Consider the following 21,413-nt stretch of genomic DNA (forward strand, 5'->3'; position numbering starts at 1 on the left):
TTGAATGTTTCAATTACTTAAAAAGTGGAATATAATATTGTATGCTAAAAAACTTTGCCCCTATGCTAAGATCGATAATCAAAAAATCGAATTGGTTTTCGGCTCATTGGGTTAAAAACGATAGGGTTTAGGATTTCTTTTGGAACAAATTCTATTTTCGGCGTTACTCTCAATTTGGCTCTAAAGTGGTCTTTTATCTCTTGTAAAAATTCTGGAGATTGATTTTTAACTGCAATTTTAATCAAGATTTCGTCTGTGCCTAAATCGTTGGTAGAGATTTCAATCAAATGATTTTCGATATTGTCAAAACTGCTCAAAACATCATTCATCGCTGGCGGATACAAGGTTGTCCCTTTATATTTAATCATTTGTTTTTTGCGCCCAACAACTGGTCCGACGCGTAAAGTATTTCTGCCGCAAGCGCAAGGTTCGTCATGAAACTGTACAATATCTCCAGTTTTAAAACGAAGCAAAGGCATTGCCTCAATTCCTAAAGTGGTAAAAGTCAGTTCGCCGGTTTCACCGTTTTTAACAGGCATATTATTTTCGTCTAGGACTTCAACGATGATTAATTCTGGATGATGATGTCCGCCTTTTCCGTGTTCACATTCTGTAAAAGCCGTGCTCATTTCTGTTGAAGCATAAGTCGAAAACAACTTAATATTCCATTTATCTGTAATTTTTTTGGATAAAATATTCATTGAAAAATCCTGTTCTCTCAAAGATTCCCCAATACAGATGGCACCTTTTATGCTCGAATTATTATAATCGATTCCGTGAATTTCGGCGTATTCAATTAATTTCAAAAGAAAAGAAGGAACGGTAATCAAATAACTAGGATTATATTTTAAAATCGAATCCCATTGCATTTCTGGAATTCCAGCACCAACGCGAATTACTCCTACTTTCAATTTTCGAAGGCCTAGAAAATAAGCCAAACCAGCCATAAATTTTCGGTCAATTGTGGTCATTAGTTGTACAATATCGCCTTCTGCAATTCCGGCACAGGCAAAGGAAATTGCTTCATTATAAGCCAAACGATCCAAGTCAGAATCGGTTAGACCAAAAGTTACCGGATCTCCTAAAGTTCCAGATGTTGTAGCGTAATCGATGATTTTATGTTGCGGAACACACAAAAAATCATCGTTATATTGCTGTAAATCTTCTTTGGTGGTAATAGGTAAATGCTGTAAATCTTCCAGTGTTTTTACCTTTGAAATATCAATATTCTGTCCTGCAAAAAGCCTTTTGTAAAAAGGAGAATTCTCACTGATGTAAGCAAGAAGTTCGGCTAATTTTTTTTCTTGAAAAATTTTAATCTCTTCTAAAGAATCTTTTTCTATTGCTGGAATCATTGTACTTTTCTTTTGACTTTTTTTAAATATTTTTCAATCTCTTCTTTTTGCGGAACTGTAGTGATTTCGTGGCTTAAAGCTTTTTCAAAATTAAGCTTTGCCTGAAGAAATTCCTTTTTTTGGTAAAAGTACAATCCTACCTTATAATATACAACCCAATAATTAGGGTTTAGTGCTTGATAATCTTCAAGAAATTCTGGAGAAACAGTTTCTTTCTTTTTTAAAATCGAGTCCATTTTATGATCTTCTATTTTGAATTCTTTAAAATTCTGAAAGGCAGTTGTTTCTAAGAAAGGATCTTTGGCAATGTTTAAATTTTCCTTTTGAAAAGATTTTACTGTATTTTTGTTTTCTCCAAAAATCTCATTTAAATCATAGCAGACAAACTCGCCCAATTGATAGGGATTTGCAGAAACCCAAACCAACTTTTCTTTTGGTTTAAATATAATTCCGTGATGCGCCAGCAGTTGGTTCAAGGCTTTTTCATTTCCATATCCTAAAGAAATGTCCTTTAAGCCTTCTTTGTTTCGAAGGATTTCCGAAGCAATTTCAGGATTTACTTTGGGATTTTCAGATAGCAATTCCTGCATTCTTTCGTAACGATATTCAGAATGGCTGTTGGCAATCTGTTTTTGATTTCTTTTATCGTCCTTAAAAGCTTCGCCTTGAAAATGATTAGAACAAATTAATTGATCGCTATTTAGAACATCATAAACGTCCATTTTATTTGGAGAAACTTCAATTAAAATCGCTTTGTTGTCATTGGCGCTTCCGACCATAATCGATTCAGAGACAAATACTTTTCTTTTTTTTGCAATGGCAATGGCCTCGTCTAAATTTTTAGCGTGCTGTAAAATTTCACGAGTTAGAATCGAAATCGGCGTTTTGGCGCTAAGCGGAATTTTAGATTTCGAAGCGTTTATCGTTACGGTCAACCCTTCATAATTCATTCCAGAAACTGCGCCAATCATTCCGGGCCAAGTGACCATCATAAACGGATAACCTTCTTCTGGTTTTATAAAGGCCACGATTTTATTTTCCGCGAAAGCGTCATTGACATAAAAATCAAAATTTCGAGCCAAAATTAAATTCCCATCTTCCGATTTTTCGTTCCAAGCCGCAAAAGAAGAACAGCCAACCAAGGCTAAATCTTGTAAAGCATGTCCAATATCATGAGCGGCGTGAAGATATAAACTGCGCTGATATTGAGGTGCGATATTATCAAAGTCATTTGAAGTGTATTGCGAAACGCCATAAATTTCTGTTTGATATTCGTTGGGAACATTCAAATACAATTTTCGATTGTACCATTTTAGAAAATGGCGAAGCAGATTCTGCTGGAATTTTGACGGAATTAAATCGGTAATTTTAGAGAAAAAAATGCGTTGCTGTTTGTGCAAAAGCGAATCAGTCAAAGCACCAGTAGAAAGTCCAATTTCGAGAGGATCACCTTCTACATATAATTCCCAAAGACCTTGTTTATTTTTTAAAAGCGAATTTTTTCCAGAAAGAAAAATGCTGTCTGATAATTTTTGTACAATGGGTTTTGTATTGTTGAAAGCGGTAATATCAGGCGTGTGTTTTTTTGATTTTGAAGTACCGCAGGAAATCAGCAAACTAAAAAAACCGACGAAGAAAATATATAGGATGCGGTTTTTCATAATAATTTATTCAGATGCTTTTTTTATTTTTTCCAGCAGATATTCTTTTCCTACAATTTCAGAGCAAGTTATGACCGCTCCAACCGTAACACCCAAGACACCGTGCATATTAATACTTTGGCCTGTAAGATAAAGATTTTCTATTTTAGTTTTGTTCGGAATCAAAGTTTTCATTGGATTATTTGAATCTTTAACATATCCGTACATATTTCCACCGTCTCCACCAATGTAATCGCGGTAAGAAAGCGGCGTAGAAGTATGAACCGATTTGATGCAATCTTTTATGCCTGGGAATTTTTTTTCGATTTCTTTTAAAAGCTTTTCGGCTTTTTTGGCTTTGAATTCGTCATAACTTTCTCCGCGATCATTTTCTTCGAAAGTAGTGTTGAAAGTGTTTTCCCAAGCTTTGACATCATCATATTTCATATAGGTCAAAAATGTCATTCCGTCTGCCCATTCCTCATCTTTTTTCGACGGATTCATACATGCCATAAAGGTTTTGGGCCATGAATTTTCGTCGTATTCGTGTGCGGTCCAAACATCATTTGCACTTTTAAAATGGTAATAATTATGATTGATGTATTTGAAAGTTTTAGGTTTAAAAACAATGTATAAACTAAAAGCAGAAAGTACGTTTTCGAGATTTTGAATTCTATTGAAAAATGGTTTTCTGAAATTTTCCTGACCGGCCATTTTTAAAGTCGTTTTCGGTTCGATATTCGAAATAAAAAACGTTCCCGAAACCTTGGTTCCGTCTTTCATTTGTACCGAATTTACCTTTTGGTCTTCAACTTCAATTTTTGTGACTTCTTTATGTTTAAAAAATTCTCCGCCAAATTTTTTAAGTTGTTTCAGCAATTGTTTGGTAATTTGGCTTCCGCCATTTATACAGCGCCATGAACTTTCTAAGTAGGAATTGACAATAAGGGCATGAACATAAAAAGGCGATTTATCAGGAATTCCCGCATAGAGAAAATTAGAACCTGCCAAAATTGCTTTTAGCTTTTCATTTTCAGTAAAAGAATCGATGGTTTCTTTTGCGTTGAGCATTAAAATTTCATCGTCATATTTTCCTTGAGATTCCAGATTGTAAAGCGGAAATGTTTTGCAAACCGCTTTTATTTTTTGGCAATAACGTTCTAGATTTTCTTTTTCTTCAGGAAATAAATTGGTTAGCTGTTGAATGAAATTTTCGAAACCTTGCGCATGCGGATATTCGGTTTTATCGTCATCAAAAGAAATCATATCAAAACCATTTTCGTCCATTTTTTTCAGATTCAAATGATCCATTATTCCAATATATTTGAAATATTGATGGAGATTTTGGCCTTCGCCTAAACCTCCGATGTAATGAATTCCCGTATCAAAAATGGTTTTATCTCTTACGAAAGTCTGCAGATTTCCTCCGTATTGATTGTTTTTTTCGAGTACACAAACGCTGTAGCTTTCTTTTGCCAGAATAACGGCAGAAACCAATCCGCCTAAACCGCTGCCAATTATAACTACATCGTACTGTTTTTTCATTATTTTTTCTTTAAAACTAATAAAGCATTTTCTTCAGAAACAATTTCAAAATCCTCAAACTGATTTCTTAAATGGGAACAATTCACTAAAATTATAGAAGAAGCTGTTGAAATTACTTTTTCGATTTCCTCTTCATAACTTTGGTCAGAAATTAAAAGTATGTCATAATGATTTTCAGCTGCTAATTCTAGATTCTCGAGATAAACTATTTTTCTTTTTGAAACAATGTAATTGGTTTTGGCAACCAGCAATTTTTCTTCATCATTTATAGAAGAAAATACTTTTCGCTGTGGCTCTTGCAGCGCCAACAAAACATCCAATTGGCCATAATCGTTTCCTAAATGCAGCACTTTTGCTTTTGGCGTAATGTATTTGTTTAGATTATAATACGTTTCAAGATTCTGTTTTAAATCTTTTTTTACGCTATTTCCAATTTCGATTTCTTTATAATCGTAACTGTTAATGAGCATGGTTTTAAAATAATCTGGACCTTCCAGCTCTTGTCTGATTTTGCGATATTCGGCCTTAAAGAATGAACTTATTTGTTTGGTTCTTTCGGTGTAATTTTTTCCAAATGAAAGATTTTCTGGTGCGATTCTCTCTAAAATAGTAACCGTCAATTTTCCATGATGAATGACAAAATCGCCTTTCGGAATCAATTCTGAGGCGCCATGAATAACAATAGGAATAATATCTATTTTAAATTCTTCAGCAAGGAAGAATGCACCTTTGTGGAATCGTTTTACCACATTATTTTCTGAGCGTGTTCCTTCTGGAAAAACCATCAAAGAATATCCTTCGCTTACTTTTTTACGCAAATGTTCGACTCCGCCTTCAAGACCTTCAGAAACAGGATAAAATCCTGCTTTTCTCACAACACCGCCAAAAATAGGAGAGTTGTAAACCCAATCGCTTACCAAGAAAATGATTTTTGGACTTAACATTCCGATGGCTAAAATGTCCAGAAAAGAAGAATGATTGGCAATAATTACGGCTGGTTTTTCGAAATTTTCATTGAAATTATTAACGACTTTTTTGCGAATAAACGGATTTGAATACAATACCGATTTCATGAATTTTGAAACCACATATCGGAAAGTTTTCATTTTTGACTTTTTGCTGAAAGGAAAAATCGGCATTATGGTAAAACTGAAAATCGACATTAGGATTCCCCCTAAACCATAATAGGCAAATGAAATGACGCCATGAATAAAAGTGCGTAATTGAAAAGGCGGATTTCCTTTTTTCGGGCGGTTGGATAAAAACAGCTTGAATAAAATCGGATAGAAAATAAACGTGATAATCAATGCCGCAAAAACCCCGATTAATGAAACCAGCGAAATTGAAGTAAGCGCAGGATGTTTGGCAAAAATCATCGCACCAATTCCGAGAATGGTTGTAATGACCGCCAGAATAATTGAGGTTCTATAAATGGCAATTTCGTTAACGCCATTAGTATATTCTTTTTGCAATGCACTGGTCATGAAAATACTAAAATCAACACCATGACCAAAAATTAAGGTGCAGACAATCATACTGAAAATGTTCATCTGAATGCCAAATATGCCCATAATTCCTGCGGTTACAATTCCCGTTAATGCAATCGGAATACAGCTGATAATTACCAATTCGATTCTTCGGAAAAAGAAAAATAGAATTAAAATTACGGCTACGAAAGAATAATTTACCAACGAATTAAAATCGGTTTTTAGATTGCTGAAAAACGTTTCGTTCATCTGCTGACGGTCAATTGCAATTACGTTTTCTGTTTTAGAAGCGAATTTTACAAAAGCATCGCGCTGTTCTGGAGCGACTTTTACCAAAGTTGAAATGGTATAAAAACCGTTTTTCTCTGTGATGAATTCTTGTAATTGTAATGCTTTTATTTGAAGATAATCTTTTGCAGAAATGGGTTTGAAATCAGAATTTAATTGGTCAAAAAACAAATTGTAGGTTGAAGGTTTAAAACCAAGCTTTGAACCTTCAGCAATTAATTCTGATTTAACGAATTGTTTTTTCTGCGAATTCCAGAACGAATTCCATTTCTCGATTTTTTGTAACTGTTCCTTTTGTGAAAGCACAATTCCTCCAACCGAACTGAAATTTAAAATTTTATGCTGTTGTTTCTCCGTATTTAAATTTTCGAAAAGCCGGCTATTATGCTCTAAAGCTTCTTCCATGGTTTTTCCGTAAGAAGCCACATAAATTGTTTTGGAAGTTAAACTTGTGCTTTCTTCCAACTGTTTTTCGGCCGCTTTAATTTCTTTCGGAATAAAATTCAGCTGTGACAAATCGTTATTAAAACCAACATCATTATAAGTGAAACAGCAAATTATGGTAATGATAACACAAAGTGCGATTAAAATTTTATTATTGTGAAAAGAAAAATGAGCCATTTTATCAATCACATTCTTTTTATGATCTGCAGGATTTTCTTTTGGTTTGTATAAATGCGGGACAATTAAAAGCGAGAAAATAGCTGAAGCCATAACGATAACGGCGGCAAAAATTCCAAGATCATTCAGCGCATCCGATTTTACAAAAAGCAGACACAAAAACGCAACAGCAGTAGTAGAACTGCTCATAATGACAGGCATTGTAATGTCTTTGTACAAAGTTTTTACATCGCTGTTATGTTTGTAATGTGTGAGAATATGAATGGAATAATCAATCGTAATTCCGAGTAAAATAGAACCGATTCCTAATGAAATTGCCGAAGTCTGTTCTCTAACGAAATATAAAAACGCAACGGCAAACAATCCTCCAAAAACCGTTGGAAGAAAAATAATTAACGGGATTAAGAGTTTTCGATAAAATAAAATGAGAATCAGCATTAAGGTAAACATCGCGATAGATGTTGTTAAAATAATATCTCCTTTAATCTGATTGGCATTGGCAACAGCAATTAAGGCCGAACCAAAATAACTGATAGAAGTTTTTCCTTTAAATTTCTGATTTAGATTTTCTTGAATCGATTTCAGTTTTTCGGCAAAAATGGTATTCTTTTCTGTTTCGCTCGAAGGAATATTCGAAGTGATAAAAAGCAACAGTTTCTTTTTATCCTTGGTCATTACAAAACCATTTTCCAGCGTAAAATCGTCTCCAATATTTAATTGCTGTAATTTTTTTAAAGCAATAAAAGAAATCCCAAACGGATCTTGAAGAATAAAATCTTTGCTAACAAATCCAGATGGAGAAATAATCGATTTGTAATTTCCTTGAACGGTTGCTGCAATACTATCTTTTTGAAGCTTCTTTTCGATAGCTGCATAATCTTTATCATCTAGAAAAAGAGGCAAATTATTGTAAACAAAATCAATAGTTTCTTGAATATTTTCTTCGTCTATTTTTCCTTGAATTCCCGTTATGTATGGTTTACAAGATTTAGAAACGCTGTCAGAAAACGCAGTTGCCATTTCTTTTAGATCTTCTGTAGAACCATTTTTATCCAAACTGAAAATTACGGTGGTTTTATCGGCAAAGTTTAATTGTTTTAAGACTTTAGCGGTAACATCGGTTTTATCGTTTGTTGGTATAAGTTTGGTAATGTCTTCTTCAAATTTTAATCTTGAAGCGAAAAACCCAAAAACCAGAAGCATCATAATAGCCAATAGTACCGAAAGAGATTTTCTTCGGTTAACAAATAAATGAATGGCGTAGAAGTATTGATGCATGATTATCGCTTAAGTTTTTTAAGCCACGAATTTCTCAAATTTTCACGAATTAATTTGTGCTAATTTGTGAAATTCGAAGGAAACATAACTTAAATATTTGTTTTGTTTTTAGAACTAAAAGCTGTTAAAAGCAAATAACTTATAAAGCCAACTGATAGCGCTGAAACGGATGCTAAAATAAGACTTCCTACGATATATTGCGTAGCATTTTTTTGAATATCGTCGAGTGTGATTGAACTATCCAGAACCAATGGCGCGTCGCTGGAGACAAAAACACTTCCAACTTGAAGCGAAGCATAAATAATAAACGGAATAAAAGGCGGAAAACTTACGTTTGAAGTAAGATAGGCAATGACTTTGTTGAGTCTGAATAAGGCAGCAAATGTAAAAAGCAATACAGTTTGAAATCCCCAAAAAGGCGAAAGTCCAATAAAAATTCCTAAAGCAATTGCCGCAGATTTTTTAAAATTAGAATCTTTGCTTTCTAAAATATCTTCTAGAAAAAATCTCTTAAAACCTTTTTTTTTTGCTCTTCTAAAAAAATCTCTCGGTTTTATATATAGCAAAGCATTAGTTACCAAAATGGTATTCAAAATACTAATGCGGGTAAAATCTTGAAACGGACGGAAATGTGAAACTCTTTCAGCAGGATCATACAAAACTTGAATAGGAATATTTTTAACCACAATTCCTTTCCACGCAGCGCGTACAATAACTTCGATTTCAAATTCAAATTTATTGGTGTAAAAGCGTTTTGGGAGCAATCGGAGCGGATATAATCTAAATCCAGATTGTGTGTCGTCTAGCTTGATTCCAGTTTCAAACTTGAACCAGAAATTAGAAAACTTGTTTCCGAAACTGCTTTTCTTCGGGACATTTTCCTGAGTCATATTTCGGCTTCCAATCAAAAGAGCGTTTGGCTCATCTTGAATTGCTTCTAAGAAAACAGGAATATCTGTAGCAAAATGCTGTCCGTCAGAATCGATTGTAATGGCATATTCAAATTCCAGTTCCAATGCTTTTCTAAATCCGTTTCTTAGCGCTCTTCCTTTTCCTAAATTTTTAGGATGGTGAATTTGAGTGAGCTGCGAATACGCTTTTAAGATTTCGCTTGTAGAATCGGTAGAACCGTCATTGACAATGATGACATTTGTGGTGAAATCTAAAATAGAATCCAGTACTTTTTTCAGCGTTTTTTGATTATTGTACGTAGGCACAATAACGCAAAAGTTAGTCGAACTAAGTAATTCTTGCTGTGATTTCATGTGGTATTTTTTGAGCTTATTTTACAAACTGCTTCTCTTTTTCAGAGAAACTTTCAGATTGTAAAACAAAGTCTTTAAGATAATCTTTCAAAGCCGCACTTTGCGATGCATAATACGTCGTGATGAATTTTTTATCTTCTTTAATATTTTTCTTGTAACCCGTAATAGCAGGAACATCTTGCTGGACGCTTAATCGAATCATTCTCATTTCAATATTGCTTGGATCACTTTTTATCGTGGCTTCAAGCAATTTTGCACCTTCTTTAAAACGATCCATTTTCTGGCGTAGTTTTTTTTCAAATTTAGAATCTACCAAAATTGAAGCCGCTTTATAAGCCACTAAAATTTTATCATCATTATTAGAAACTCCTGAAAGTTTTGCCACAAAATCCTTGGCATTATTTTCTGATTTTGCTACATCAGCATACATTTTGCGGATCGAAGCCAAATCTGGCGTTCCAGCAAAACTAACCCATAAAAGTAATGTCAATACTAGTTTCATAATTATATTTTTTTGTACACATTACTCAATTTAAGAGCAGTAGTGTCGTTAAAGAAGGTCGTGTTTTTCACTTTTACCAAACCGTCTTCAGTTATTGTAATATCTAGTTCTAATCTTAATTCTGGTGTAACTTCAGGATTAATAAGCGCCATGAATTTTACATTTGCCAAAGACTGAATCATCAATGAACTTTTAGTAATAGATTCTGTAAGCTCCTTGATAATTTGGATCATACAAACGCCAGGCATAATAGGATTCCCAGGAAAATGCCCTTTAAAAACTTCATGTTTTTCATTGACTAAAATGGTTACAATATATTTTGAATCAGATACTTTTTCTTCTGATAGTATTTTATAAAAATCTTGTAAAATCATATTTTTTATTTTGTCTTGAAAGTATAGCTAATACCAATCTGGAAAACTTGATTTAAAATTACCTGATCATAATAATAGCCATCATCAATACCTTCATAACCATAAATATCTAACAATCCTTGTTTGAATCGAGCTTCAAATGTCAAACCATTTGGCAGGGTGTAACCCAAACCTCCAACAAATGCAAAATCAACATCTTCTGGATTCGTATTGATATAATTGTCGCTAACTTTTAAATCTAAAGACGGTCCTCCCAAAATATGAAAACCTCCGCCACCAAAGTTAAATTTAGCAACCGCCCCAAGTGTTACATAATTCAGTTCATAATTTTCAGAATAGTAACGGCCATCTTCAAAATATCTTCCTCTATCACCTTGTCTGGAATAGTTTATCTCTGGCTGCAACGAGAAAAATCGGTTGAATTTAATATCTACTAATCCGCCAACATAAAAATCGGTTTTTGAACTATTGTCGTCAATATTGGTTAAAGTCGATACATTTAGACCTCCTCTAAGTCCAGGGCTAACTCTTACCTGCGCATTTGCTTGGATTCCGATAAATAAAACAAATGCAATTACAGCAAATTTTTTCATTTCTAATTGATTTAAAGTTTAGGATTAGTTTAAGTTTTTATTCTGATTTGAAATAGTTTAACTCTATTTTCAGTTTAATATTCTGATGGATGATTTGGATCTTCTCAGCAAAAATATTGTTTTCTGAATTGAAAAGCAGTGTAAATTTTTCTTTTGTTTTGGATGCATGAACAATCTTTTCCAATTTTTGATCTTTTTTGGAGATAAAAATATAATTGTCTCGCTTTCCATCTGCCGATTTATAGATGTCACTTGATTCGTTTTCAAATTGCTCTTGAATCGGATATTCTTTCTTCAAAAGCAATCTGAAATCTTCTTTTAAAGTATTGATCAATATTTTTCTATCTAATTCTGAAACAATAGAATTGACTTTAAAATCGGTTTCTGAGATTTCAAAATCCATTAATTTGTTTCCGAATTCGGTTGTAAAAACAATTCGATGAGTGTTGTCTTTTATTTTCTTAGCAATGAAAATTCCAGACAATTCATTTCCGTAAACAGTTATATTGGTTTTATAAACATAATCGGTTTTTGAATCGGTGAAATACGGAACAGTGTAAGACGTTTTGTCTAATTTTTTGGGCGTATAATTTTTGGTGACCGAGCCACAAGAAATTAAAACAATTGCCATAAAGCAATTAATTAGTAAAAACTGAATCGTCGATTTTTGCATTGATCACTTTATTTTTAAGTACAATTCTAGTATAATCTTCAGATGATTCTAATAGTTTTACCTGAACAACAGTTGCTTCTTCTTTATCAAAAGTCAGTTCGATTTGTTTGATGTATTTTTTCAGCGTCGCATCTTTCGGGATAAATTTCGCCAGATTCTGACCTTTCAATTTAAAGTACGAAATCGTAAATTCTTTATCATCAAACATATTGCCGCTCACACTTCCCACGATCAGTTTATTGATTCGAGCAAAGATTTTACTGTTTCCAATATCAACAGCGCTTTTCTTTCCTTCGTCATTAATTAAAATTTTTCCGTTTTTGAAAGTAATGCTGTAATTGTATGGTTTCTTATATTGCCATTGAAGTAAAGCAGGCTCTTTAAAAACCATTTTTCCTGAAGTTTCAATGTCTTTTGATAAAAAATCTAAATGCTTGTACTGAACAAAATCAGTAGTTAAGGTTTTGATTTTTTTCGCCACTACATTTACATCTTGTTTAAAAGAAGCAATTTCTGCATCAGTCATTTTTTGTTCCTGAGCCAACAAACTGCCTGAAATAAATAAAATTAGTATAGCTATTTTAGTTTTCATGTTTTTTCATTTTTTTGCCACTCCCAATAACTATTGGGATTAATATTTTTTATTAAACACATAGAAACATAGATTTCATTTTCTTGTGAAAGAACATTGAAAGAAACTAGTTTCTAACACATAGCTATGTGTGGTTATGCAAGTGAAACGCCTTTTCTGCGTACTGAAAAACTATGTTTCTATGTGTTTAAATTAATTACACTAATGGATTAAATTAAGTTTTTTATAAAAATCCGTTTTCATCCGTGTCTTTGCGCATGCAAATCCGTTTCATCTGCGTTCAATCTCCGTAAGCCTTAAGATTCAAAAGTTCTTCAATCGAAACGACTTGATACTTATTTTGCTGTAAAAATTGCAAAAACTGTTCCAAGACCAAAACAGAATGTTCTCCTGTGTCGTGCAAAAGTACGATTCCGCCGGGAGAAACACGTTTTTTAATCCGATTCAAAATCAATTCCACATCTGTAGTTCCTCCGTCAAGGGAACGAATATTCCATCCGATAACTTTGTGGCCTGTTACTTTCAAAGCTCTTCGAATCGAAGGAGTCGTAACTCCATATGGCGGACGAAAAAAGTTAATTTTTTGGGAAGTGAATTTCTCCAGAAGTTCATCTGTTTTCTGAAGTTCTTCGGTTATTTTTTTCACATTATAAAAATCAAAAAATTTAGAATGAGAATAAGAATGATTTCCAACCAAATGTCCTTCGGAAATTACTTTTTGAAGAATTTCAGGATGCGTTTCAATATTTTTTCCAATGCAGAAAAAAGTCGCTTTGGCATTGTATTTTTTCAGAAGCTCTAAAACTTCCAAAGTATAAATGCTCGGACCGTCATCAAAAGTAAGCGCGATTTTTTTTTCTGTTTCGAACGGATTACTGCAAAATGCTTTTACATGATAATTGGAAGAAATTCGTGCAGAACCAAAAGCATTTATTCCAATCCAAATTAGAATTATAACAATAAACCATAGAAAATGAATTGCGATGTAAAGATTCAGAAGAAACAATAAAAGCAATAAAAAGATAAAAAACAGCGATATGTTTTTGTGCGTTATCATTTTGACAGCAGCGTAAAACTATGGTTTTTTCCGTTTAATTGATTGTATAATAAAATTGTTTTATAATCTGATTTTTGGATCGCATTTACTTTTACAATTTCTGGAATTTCTTGCGTTTTCAAAACTTTAGCAGCCATCCAAAAAGCAAAAGCAGAAGCCGTATCATACTCGCCGCTCAAATGTTTGTAATATAAAACAGGAGTTTGGGCAAACGAATTTTCGGCAAGATTTCTGTAATAATTCTCAAAATCGACATTTCCGTCAAAACCTAAAATAAGAGCATCAACGTCTGACATTTCCAAATTATTTGATTTTAAAAAAGAAATAGCAGCTGCTTCAACCTCATTCTCTTCCAAAGTATTTATAATAGAAACATCCAGAAGTTCGGCATAAGTGTTTTCTTTTCTTTCGTTTTCTAAAACAAAAAAACTGGCGCCTTCACCATAAACAGCACCGCTGGTTTTAGAATTCAAAACATCGTATGGAGCATTATTATCTGCTTTAATACGGCCGTTCAATTTAAAAAGCGAAGTGGTATAATCTCCGTTTTCATCAACGCCGCCCACTAAAATTGAATTGGCTTCATCTTCTTCAATCTGCATTTTTGCATCAATAAGAGCCGATTCAAAAGAAACTGCACCGTTCACGTAGGTAAAATTATAACCTTTACATTGCTGTAAAAGTGCAATCTGCGCTCCAACTGTGTTGTGAGTTGATTGAATAAAAGATGTTGGAGTCAAAAATTCTTCATTATTATCTAAAATGCTTTTCAGGAATTTTTCAGAATCTTCAATACATCCTAAACCTGTTCCGGTAATAATGGCCTCAACGCTTTCAACATTCGCATCTTTCATAGCCAAAGCCGAAGCTACGATTCCGTTTTTTACACCTTTTGCCATGCGTCGGCTGGCAGCTGGCGAAATATATTCTTTGTACGATGGCGGAACAATTGCCAGTACATTTTCGTTATGATTTACAACAGCTTCTTCCAAAAAAACAGTATCAAATGTTTTTTGAGTCGAAATACAGCCTACTCCATTTATATATGTTTTTTTCATTAGCTTTTTGAAAATATAAGAGTTGAACAATTTCCTCCAAAACCAAAAGAATTGGATAAAACGTGTTCGATGTTTTTATTTTTTAATGAAGTTTGCGGTTTCAAATCAAATTCCTCCATCGGAATTTCAAAATTCAAGTTTGGATAAACCACATTATTTTGAATTGCCAAAACACTGTAAACGGCTTCAATCGCAGCAGCTGCCGCTAAAGTATGTCCTGTAAAAGGTTTTGTAGAACTAAAATCTGGAACTTTTTCATTTTTGTAAATTCTCAGTAAAGCTCTTCCCTCAGACAAATCGTTGTTCGGAGTTGCGGTTCCGTGCACGTTAATGTAATCAATTTCAGAAGGTTTTAAACCCGAAACGTCAAACGCTTTTTTCATCGCCAAATAAGCGCCGTCTCCATTTTCTGAAGAAGCAGTTTGGTGAAAAGCGTCGTTTGCATTTCCGTAACCCGAAACTCTTGCCAGCACTTTTTTGTTTTGCTTTTCAACAATTTCATCCGATTCTAAAACCAAAAATGCAGCAGCTTCTCCAAGATTTAATCCTTTTCTGGTGTTGTCAAAAGGTTTGTTGTAATCGTCAGATAAAATCATTAAAGTCTTGAATCCGTTGATGGTGAATTTTGCCAAAGCATCGGCTCCACCCACAATTACGCGATCTAGTTTTCCCGTTTTGATTAATCTTGCGCCCAACATAATCGAATTTGCTGCAGATGAACAAGCCGTAGAAATAGTTGTCACCATTCCTTTTAAACCTAATTCTTCCGCAATTTTTTCGGCAACATCTCCGCCATCGTGGCAAGTGATATATTTGGTCAATTCTGGTTTTTCGAAATAATCATAATAATGTCTTTCCGTCATGTCCATTCCGCCCACACTTGTAGCCGAAATAAGTCCCGTTCTAAATTCATTTATATCGGTAATGCCGGCATTTTCAACAGCTTGTTTTGCTGCCAAAGTGCCAATCATAGCGGTTCTGGAAAAATTATTATCCTCATTTAATTTCAGTTCTTCGATAAGCTCTTCGTTGGTTTTTTTGATTTCGCCAACTTTAATTATATCTGCGTGAACAGTCGAAATATTTTGAATACGAGAAATACCGATTTTGTTTTCGGTCAGTGAAATATAATTTTCCTCAACCGAATTGCCAATCGCAGAGATAATTCCCATTCCCGTTATTGCAACACCTTTCATTTTTAGACTTCTTAGATTGTTAGAATTTTAGACTTCTTAGATTTTTTTAGACTGGCTTAGAGTTTTAGATATTAGACTTCTTAGATTTTTGGAAAACATTGTCTAAGAAGTCTAAAAATCTAAGTGAGTCTAAGAAGTCTTACTTCGTTCTGTTAGCGCTGATATACGCAGCCATAGTTTCGATAGATTGGAAAATAGCTTTTCCTTCTTTTGGGTCAACCAATTTAATTCCGTAATCTTTATCTAAAATCACGATCAATTCAAGTGCATCAATCGAGTCTAAACCTAAACCGTCTCCAAACAAAGGATCGTTATCAGCAATATCTTCAACTGCGATATCTTCAAGGTTTAAAGTAGTTATGATTTTATTTTTTAATTCTTCTTTTAATGCTTCCATGATTATTTATTGTATAATGTATTGATTGTTTCGTTTGTATATTTTGTGTTTTCGTTTGCACTTATGATGCAAAGAAACGCTTTATAACTCTCATTAAAAAATTCTACCCAGCCACATAAAACAGAATCTGCTTTATTTATGTTTAACAAAATCTCCGAATAGTTCGACAAAAATTCGGCATTGAAAGCATCAAATATAAAAAAAGAATTTTCACTTTTCAGCTGATGGCGTATACTTATTTCGCCCAAACAAATATTTGGCAGCGTATAAACAAAGACCGCCGGACTTGGATAATAGTTTTCTTTGTCTGAAATGGATTCCTGATATTTTACATCGGTATCTAAACTCGAAGATTTATTGGCTAAAACCAAAGCAATATTATTTTCCTGCTCTGTTGAGGTTATCGGACTCAAAAGTAATTCTGATCCTAAAAAAGCCAGTTTGCTCAAAGCATCCATTTTGAAAAACTTTGGATACTGCATTTCAAAATTACGATAGGCTTGTTTAGAGAAATCTGCAAAATCGGTTGGTTCAATTTTGAATACAGAAGTTCCGTTCAAAACAATTTCGTTGTTTTGGATGGTGATGTAGGATTGTATGTAGGTTTTGTTTTGAGTCATTTTATTTTATGTAATCTTCTGCTTGATAAGCATCAATTGGAAAATCTTCTTCTGTTACCGATTTATAAAAGAAAGTCCCAATACTCATTTTTAGATCAATGTAAACTTTATTTAAATCTTCAATATTTTCTTCTTCCCAAAGAATGTCATGAAAAATATATCCAACACTCATTGTTTTTGTGTTTACAACAATTGGATCTCCATTTGCACCTGAACCAATTATAAGTAAATCTTTTTTATAGATTTCTCTGTTCTCTTCTTCGAGATTTTCTATTGTAATTCTATTTACACAATTAAAATAGATGCTTCCAAAAATGATTTCTTCTCTAAAGGAAAATGTTTTAAAAAAATCTATTAAATCCTTCGATAGATTTAAATTTTCAAGAAATTCAATAGTTTTATCTGTAATTTTTATAACATCATTTTTGAAATCAAAATCTTGAATTTTTAAAGCTTTTTTAAAAAGGGATTCGTCTAAATTCATAATGTCTGTTTTTTATGAATCCCAAAGATGAATAATTTTATTTACTTTCCATTTTCCAGTTTTATTTTCAATTATGACTAGAAAGCCCCTTCCACATTTTCCACCACCACATGAAGCGCCAGCTGACAAAATTCCTTTTGTTTTTGCTTTATCAAATTGAATTCTGGACATAAAAACAGTTCCAACAGGTATCAAAGAATTACTTTTATCGTTTAAGTTCCATTCTTTTTCATGAAGATACTTGGAAGTACTTTCAAAACGAAACTTTTTATTATTCTTAAAAGGTTTTAAATCAAATTTAAATTCGTCGCCTTCTTTTAAAGTGTCATAAGTAAAGTTTGAAAGATTAACTTCTTTAGAAATCATTTCTGTTTCGAAAGAACTAATCTTTCCAACACGATCATATACACCTAATAAGATTCTTTTTTTAATGTTTTTTATGCTGTCTTTATACTGTAAATATTTCTTTAATTCTGCAGCATGTCCTGTGGTATCTATTTTATTTGTTTTAGAATTAAATAATGGAGGTGGTGGTCCAAGCATCATTCTTCGATCCATATAAATAGAATCTACAATTTCGACAAAAACACTATTTAAAACCTCTTTTTCAAATTCAGATTTAGGCGCTTCTTTCTTCTTACATCCAAAAGATGAAAGAAGAACTAAAGTTATAAATATGAATTTTGATAGTTTCATGTTATTTCACTTTCTCAAAAACCACAGCCGTATTACAACCCCCAAATCCCGAAGCTGTTTTTAGGAAATATTCAATATTTTTTTCTTCATTTTTTTCAATCACATTGATAGCTTCACTAACACCAATTTCATCAAAACCTTTCGATTCAAAAAGTACGTTTTGATTCGCAGATTCTATCGCAATTACCGTTTCCAATAATCCCGAAGCGCCAAGTGTATGACCGTAAAATCCTTTCAAACTATTTACAGGAACATTTTGTAAACCTAAACGATTTAGAGCAATCGCTTCCATTTCGTCATTATAAGGAGTTGCAGTTCCGTGAGCTGAAATATAATCTAATTTGTTGGCTTCAATTTGAGCTTCTTTCAAAGCATTCTGAATACTTCTAAACAAACCTTCACCTGTTCTTGACGGACCCGAAATATGATTGGCATCGTTTATCGAACTGTCGCCAATCACTTTTATTTTAGCGTTTTTCGCTTCTGCCGAAACTAAAACAGCTGCAGTTGCTTCGCCTAAACTTACGCCGGTTCTGTTTTTAGAATAGGGTTTGCAAGGAAGTTCGCTCATCGCTTGGAAAGCATTAAAACCAGACAAAACAAATTCTGAAACTTCGTCGCCAGCCACTACAAAGACATTGTCGTAAAGTTCAGATTGAATCATTCTTTTGGCAACAGAAACGGCTAAAATTCCAGAAACGCAGGCATTTGAAACGACAATTGGCTGAGTTTGGAATCCGAAGAAATCGGCAACGTTTTTTGCCAAAACATCTAAATGTGCGTTGTTAAAACTTTCCTCAGAATCATTTGCCAAAGCGGTTACATTTCCTTTTGTGGTAGAAAGTATAAAAGCCGTTTTTGAGTTTAATTCTACGTTTGAGTTTTTGATAATTGGTTCCAAAGCCAAAATCATCAATTTCTCTAAACGAGAATATTTGGTGTCAGTACTAATTTTTGAAAAAGCGCTGTTTATTTTTTCATCAGAAATAATCGAAGCATAAAAGGGATTTGGCATCAAAGAAATATCATTATGAAGCTGAATTCCAGAATCTCCATTAAGAATGGCTTCAACATTTGATTCAACATCAAAACCCAAAGGTGTAATGCAATTTGTTTCTGTGATATATATTTCTCTTAACATTTTATGATTCTCAGTTTCTCCTGCAAGGTTTTCAAAACCTTGTAGGTTTAATTTTGTAAGTTCTAATATTTATACCTACAAGGTTTTGAAAACCTTGCAGGAAACGGATTCAGATTATTTCAACAACCCAACTTTTCGTTTCCATTCCTCATAAAAAGGAGGATTAGTTAGCATTAAATTTCCATCTTTATCTAAAAAAACCTGAGTTGTTTCTCCTGTGCAGGCCACTTCTCCTTTATCATCAATAATTTTAAAACGATAAATCATTTTGGCAGCTGGCGTATCAACAACTGTGGTTTCAATTGTTACAACGTCTCCGTAACGCAAAGACAGTTTATGTTCGCAAGTAGATTTTACAATGGGTGTTGTGTAGCCTGTTGCTGCAATATCCAGATAAGTAAGTCCGTGCTGACGGCCAAACGCTTCTCTTCCATCTTCGAAATATGTGATATAATTGCCGTGCCAAACAATTCCAAGCGGATCTGTTTCGTTAAAACGAATCCTAATTTCATGCGAAACGGTTAGATCTGTAGCTTCTTTAAACTGCTCTTTTCTTTTTATCATAAAATAATGCGATGGAAGTGGTAATAATGAAAAACAAAAATAATAAACTTATTCTTGGTATGATTTCGACGAAAGAAACGTTTCTAAGCAATACATCGTAAAAAGCTTCTAATCCCCAGTTCATTGGAGAAGATTTTGCAATAAACTGCATGATTTTTGGCATCGCAAAAACAGGAACCCAAACACCGCCAATTGCCGCTAAAATAATCACACTTGTCGCGCCAAAAGGAGCCGATTGTTCTTGTGTGCTGGCTACAGTTCCCAATAAAATTCCGAACCCGATTGCTGCAAAACCTGAAAATAAGGCAACAATACTGGTCAAAAAGAAATGACCTTCAATATTTAAAGAAGGCAATCCGATTGATGGAAATAAGAAAACTGCAACGGCAACCATCATATAAAACTGAATCATGCAAATGATCGAGTAGGTGATGGTTTTTCCAATAATAACAACCAGATTAGAAACCGGATTGGTTCTTAATCGAACAAAAGTTCCTTGTGATTTTTCTTTTACAATATTGATCGATAACGGAATGACAATAAAAAATATCGCAAAAAGCGTCCACGCCGGAACATTATGCTGAACCGAATTCGGACGAACTTCTTTGTTGTTGATTCTCGGAATTATTTCTTTGAAAGTGATAAAATTCTTTTGTTCAAAATCTATTGTTTCTTCTCCGAGTTGTTTTTGAAAAGTAGAATAAATCGATTTGGTTTCAATCTGCGAAATCATTTTGTCAATCGAACTCATAACCGCATTTTTAAAACTCATCTGAACCGCTGGATCAAAATACAGTTTTACTTCTTTTTCTTTAATAATGCGTTGAGATTTGGTAGCCGAAGTGCTATCAGTCAAACCTAAATTACTCACAATTTTCTCTACATTCTGATTTACTTTTTCTTGCAAATCAGAACTTAAATTTTCTGGAATTACAATTGCCAATTGAAATTTTCCTTTGTACACATTTTCTTTGGCAATTTCTTCGGTAATCGGTTTATTGTCAATTTGTGTTACAACGGTAAAATATTTGCTTTTTTCTAAATTTTCAAAAACGGTTTTCGAAACAGATCCGTGGTCTTTATCGACCAAAAGAATCTGAAGTTTAGAATCGGTTACCGCTTTAAAAGTGCTATCTTGGATTAAGGTTACGGCAATTACCAAAACCAAAGGCATGATAAATAAAATAATCAATCCGCCTAAATCTCTTTTTAGCAAAAGGAATTCTTTTACTACTGACATCCAAATTTTATATATCATCTCTCAACGCTTTACCGGTTAATGAAATAAAAACATCTTCGAGATTTCGGGCATCTTTTATAGATTCAATTAATGCCGACGGAGTTGCTTGTGCGTAAATCTGTCCTTGATCTAAAATCGCAATTTGCGAACAGAAATCTTCGGCTTCAGCCAAATGATGCGAAGTATAAATAATAGTCGTTCCGTTTTGATTCAAAACTTTCAGATAGTCGATAATGGCCGTTTTAGAATGCACATCGACACCAACTGTTGGTTCATCTAAAAACAAAACTTTCGGATTATGTAGAATTCCTGCAATCAGATTTACACGGCGTTTCATTCCGCCCGAAAAGGTCTGAACTTGTTTATCGGCAAATTTCAATAAACCCAAAAGATCCAACGTTTCAATTACTTTATCTTTTAAATCAGAACCTTTCAAACCATACATACTTCCAAAATAAAGCAGATTTTCTCTTGCTGTTAAAGTTGGATACAGAGCATATTCTTGAGGCACAACACCTATGATTTTTTTAATTTTTGAAGCATGATGCTGATAGTCTAAACCATCAATTGTAAAGTTTCCAGACGTTGGTTTTACCAATCCGCAAAGCATAGAAATTAAGGTTGTTTTTCCAGCGCCGTTTGGGCCAAGCAAGCCAAAAATCTGACCTTCATTTATATTTAGCGAAACGTTGTTCAAAGAATACATTTCTGCATTTTTGTACTTTTTCGAAAGGGATTCTATTTGAA

General features: G+C 33.5%; 21 protein-coding genes. All 21 read right to left on the reverse strand.

Features of this window, described 5'->3' with window-relative positions; genetic code table 11:
- Positions 1-65: 65 nt before the first annotated feature.
- Positions 66-1,355, reverse strand: coding sequence for a phenylacetate--CoA ligase family protein (locus GR162_RS00340; protein ID WP_160780565.1), 1,290 nt, complete (start codon positions 1,353-1,355; stop codon positions 66-68).
- Complete coding sequence (locus GR162_RS00345) at positions 1,352-3,016, reverse strand: C45 family peptidase (RefSeq protein ID WP_160780566.1); 1,665 nt, start codon at positions 3,014-3,016, stop codon at positions 1,352-1,354. Before GR162_RS00345 ends, GR162_RS00340 begins: the two co-directional genes overlap by 4 nt.
- 6 nt (positions 3,017-3,022) lie before the next feature.
- Positions 3,023-4,540: an NAD(P)/FAD-dependent oxidoreductase gene (locus GR162_RS00350; protein ID WP_160780567.1), complete on the reverse strand. Its 1,518-nt coding sequence runs from the start codon at positions 4,538-4,540 to the stop codon at positions 3,023-3,025.
- Complete coding sequence (locus GR162_RS00355) at positions 4,540-8,214, reverse strand: 1-acyl-sn-glycerol-3-phosphate acyltransferase (protein WP_160780568.1); 3,675 nt, start codon at positions 8,212-8,214, stop codon at positions 4,540-4,542. The genes GR162_RS00350 and GR162_RS00355 overlap by 1 nt, the downstream gene beginning before the upstream one ends.
- 89 nt (positions 8,215-8,303) lie before the next feature.
- A complete protein-coding gene (locus GR162_RS00360; protein ID WP_160780569.1) occupies positions 8,304-9,479 on the reverse strand; it encodes a DUF2062 domain-containing protein in 1,176 nt (391 codons plus the stop codon).
- Between the two features lie 16 nt (positions 9,480-9,495).
- Positions 9,496-9,981: a hypothetical protein gene (locus GR162_RS00365; protein WP_160780570.1), complete on the reverse strand. Its 486-nt coding sequence runs from the start codon at positions 9,979-9,981 to the stop codon at positions 9,496-9,498.
- Positions 9,982-9,983: 2 nt separating this feature from the next.
- Positions 9,984-10,355, reverse strand: a complete 372-nt coding sequence (locus GR162_RS00370) for a 3-hydroxyacyl-ACP dehydratase (protein ID WP_160780571.1) — start codon at positions 10,353-10,355, stop codon at positions 9,984-9,986.
- Between the two features lie 5 nt (positions 10,356-10,360).
- The gene (locus GR162_RS00375; RefSeq protein ID WP_160780572.1) at positions 10,361-10,948 is read right to left on the reverse strand and encodes a porin family protein; all 588 of its coding nucleotides are present in this window, start codon (positions 10,946-10,948) and stop codon (positions 10,361-10,363) included.
- A 37-nt stretch (positions 10,949-10,985) separates the two neighbouring features.
- Positions 10,986-11,579, reverse strand: coding sequence for a hypothetical protein (locus GR162_RS00380; protein ID WP_237421265.1), 594 nt, complete (start codon positions 11,577-11,579; stop codon positions 10,986-10,988).
- Between the two features lie 7 nt (positions 11,580-11,586).
- A complete protein-coding gene (locus tag GR162_RS00385; RefSeq protein WP_160780574.1) occupies positions 11,587-12,213 on the reverse strand; it encodes an outer membrane lipoprotein carrier protein LolA in 627 nt (208 codons plus the stop codon).
- Positions 12,214-12,493: 280 nt separating this feature from the next.
- Positions 12,494-13,270 carry a polysaccharide deacetylase family protein gene (locus tag GR162_RS00390; RefSeq protein ID WP_160780575.1) on the reverse strand — a complete coding sequence of 259 codons (777 nt, stop codon included), beginning with the start codon at positions 13,268-13,270 and terminating at the stop codon, positions 12,494-12,496.
- Positions 13,267-14,328 (reverse strand): beta-ketoacyl synthase N-terminal-like domain-containing protein, encoded by a 1,062-nt coding sequence (locus tag GR162_RS00395; protein WP_160780576.1) that lies wholly within the window; start codon positions 14,326-14,328, stop codon positions 13,267-13,269. The genes GR162_RS00390 and GR162_RS00395 overlap by 4 nt, the downstream gene beginning before the upstream one ends.
- On the reverse strand, positions 14,328-15,524 hold the full coding sequence (locus GR162_RS00400) for a beta-ketoacyl-[acyl-carrier-protein] synthase family protein (RefSeq protein WP_160780577.1): 1,197 nt from the start codon (positions 15,522-15,524) through the stop codon (positions 14,328-14,330). Before GR162_RS00400 ends, GR162_RS00395 begins: the two co-directional genes overlap by 1 nt.
- Before the next feature lie 139 nt (positions 15,525-15,663).
- Positions 15,664-15,921, reverse strand: a complete 258-nt coding sequence (locus tag GR162_RS00405) for a phosphopantetheine-binding protein (protein ID WP_008465883.1) — start codon at positions 15,919-15,921, stop codon at positions 15,664-15,666.
- A gap of 2 nt (positions 15,922-15,923) precedes the next feature.
- Entirely contained in the window at positions 15,924-16,541 is a 618-nt protein-coding gene (locus GR162_RS00410; RefSeq protein WP_160780578.1) for a 3-oxoacyl-ACP synthase, read from the reverse strand.
- Position 16,542: 1 nt separating this feature from the next.
- Positions 16,543-17,025, reverse strand: a complete 483-nt coding sequence (locus GR162_RS00415) for a hypothetical protein (RefSeq protein WP_160780579.1) — start codon at positions 17,023-17,025, stop codon at positions 16,543-16,545.
- A 12-nt stretch (positions 17,026-17,037) separates the two neighbouring features.
- Positions 17,038-17,721, reverse strand: coding sequence for a hypothetical protein (locus tag GR162_RS00420; RefSeq protein WP_160780580.1), 684 nt, complete (start codon positions 17,719-17,721; stop codon positions 17,038-17,040).
- Position 17,722: 1 nt separating this feature from the next.
- Entirely contained in the window at positions 17,723-18,862 is a 1,140-nt protein-coding gene (locus GR162_RS00425) for a beta-ketoacyl synthase (protein ID WP_160780581.1), read from the reverse strand.
- Positions 18,863-18,976: 114 nt separating this feature from the next.
- Positions 18,977-19,426 carry a thioesterase family protein gene (locus GR162_RS00430; protein ID WP_160780582.1) on the reverse strand — a complete coding sequence of 150 codons (450 nt, stop codon included), beginning with the start codon at positions 19,424-19,426 and terminating at the stop codon, positions 18,977-18,979.
- Positions 19,401-20,666, reverse strand: a complete 1,266-nt coding sequence (locus GR162_RS00435) for an ABC transporter permease (RefSeq protein WP_237421266.1) — start codon at positions 20,664-20,666, stop codon at positions 19,401-19,403. Before GR162_RS00435 ends, GR162_RS00430 begins: the two co-directional genes overlap by 26 nt.
- 7 nt (positions 20,667-20,673) lie before the next feature.
- The gene (locus GR162_RS00440; RefSeq protein WP_160780584.1) at positions 20,674-21,372 is read right to left on the reverse strand and encodes an ABC transporter ATP-binding protein; all 699 of its coding nucleotides are present in this window, start codon (positions 21,370-21,372) and stop codon (positions 20,674-20,676) included.
- Positions 21,373-21,413 lie beyond the last annotated feature (41 nt).

The organism is Flavobacterium sp. HBTb2-11-1 (assembly GCF_009826975.1).
GTDB lineage: Bacteria > Bacteroidota > Bacteroidia > Flavobacteriales > Flavobacteriaceae > Flavobacterium.

What these genes read in the sequence shown, in the direction of transcription:
- GR162_RS00380 (WP_237421265.1), bottom strand. Translation starts at nt 11,579, where the DNA reads ATGGCAATTGTTTTAATTTCTTGTGGCTCGGTCACCAAAAATTATACG.
- GR162_RS00410 (WP_160780578.1), bottom strand. Translation starts at nt 16,541, where the DNA reads ATGACTCAAAACAAAACCTACATACAATCCTACATCACCATCCAAAAC.
- GR162_RS00400 (WP_160780577.1), bottom strand. Translation starts at nt 15,524, where the DNA reads ATGAAAGGTGTTGCAATAACGGGAATGGGAATTATCTCTGCGATTGGC.
- GR162_RS00425 (WP_160780581.1), bottom strand. Translation starts at nt 18,862, where the DNA reads ATGTTAAGAGAAATATATATCACAGAAACAAATTGCATTACACCTTTG.
- GR162_RS00345 (WP_160780566.1), bottom strand. Translation starts at nt 3,016, where the DNA reads ATGAAAAACCGCATCCTATATATTTTCTTCGTCGGTTTTTTTAGTTTG.
- GR162_RS00340 (WP_160780565.1), bottom strand. Translation starts at nt 1,355, where the DNA reads ATGATTCCAGCAATAGAAAAAGATTCTTTAGAAGAGATTAAAATTTTT.
- GR162_RS00355 (WP_160780568.1), bottom strand. Translation starts at nt 8,214, where the DNA reads ATGCATCAATACTTCTACGCCATTCATTTATTTGTTAACCGAAGAAAA.
- GR162_RS00395 (WP_160780576.1), bottom strand. Translation starts at nt 14,328, where the DNA reads ATGAAAAAAACATATATAAATGGAGTAGGCTGTATTTCGACTCAAAAA.
- GR162_RS00420 (WP_160780580.1), bottom strand. Translation starts at nt 17,721, where the DNA reads ATGAAACTATCAAAATTCATATTTATAACTTTAGTTCTTCTTTCATCT.
- GR162_RS00405 (WP_008465883.1), bottom strand. Translation starts at nt 15,921, where the DNA reads ATGGAAGCATTAAAAGAAGAATTAAAAAATAAAATCATAACTACTTTA.
- GR162_RS00430 (WP_160780582.1), bottom strand. Translation starts at nt 19,426, where the DNA reads ATGATAAAAAGAAAAGAGCAGTTTAAAGAAGCTACAGATCTAACCGTT.
- GR162_RS00365 (WP_160780570.1), bottom strand. Translation starts at nt 9,981, where the DNA reads ATGAAACTAGTATTGACATTACTTTTATGGGTTAGTTTTGCTGGAACG.
- GR162_RS00440 (WP_160780584.1), bottom strand. Translation starts at nt 21,372, where the DNA reads ATGTATTCTTTGAACAACGTTTCGCTAAATATAAATGAAGGTCAGATT.
- GR162_RS00435 (WP_237421266.1), bottom strand. Translation starts at nt 20,666, where the DNA reads ATGTCAGTAGTAAAAGAATTCCTTTTGCTAAAAAGAGATTTAGGCGGA.
- GR162_RS00350 (WP_160780567.1), bottom strand. Translation starts at nt 4,540, where the DNA reads ATGAAAAAACAGTACGATGTAGTTATAATTGGCAGCGGTTTAGGCGGA.
- GR162_RS00390 (WP_160780575.1), bottom strand. Translation starts at nt 13,270, where the DNA reads ATGATAACGCACAAAAACATATCGCTGTTTTTTATCTTTTTATTGCTT.
- GR162_RS00415 (WP_160780579.1), bottom strand. Translation starts at nt 17,025, where the DNA reads ATGAATTTAGACGAATCCCTTTTTAAAAAAGCTTTAAAAATTCAAGAT.
- GR162_RS00360 (WP_160780569.1), bottom strand. Translation starts at nt 9,479, where the DNA reads ATGAAATCACAGCAAGAATTACTTAGTTCGACTAACTTTTGCGTTATT.
- GR162_RS00385 (WP_160780574.1), bottom strand. Translation starts at nt 12,213, where the DNA reads ATGAAAACTAAAATAGCTATACTAATTTTATTTATTTCAGGCAGTTTG.
- GR162_RS00375 (WP_160780572.1), bottom strand. Translation starts at nt 10,948, where the DNA reads ATGAAAAAATTTGCTGTAATTGCATTTGTTTTATTTATCGGAATCCAA.
- GR162_RS00370 (WP_160780571.1), bottom strand. Translation starts at nt 10,355, where the DNA reads ATGATTTTACAAGATTTTTATAAAATACTATCAGAAGAAAAAGTATCT.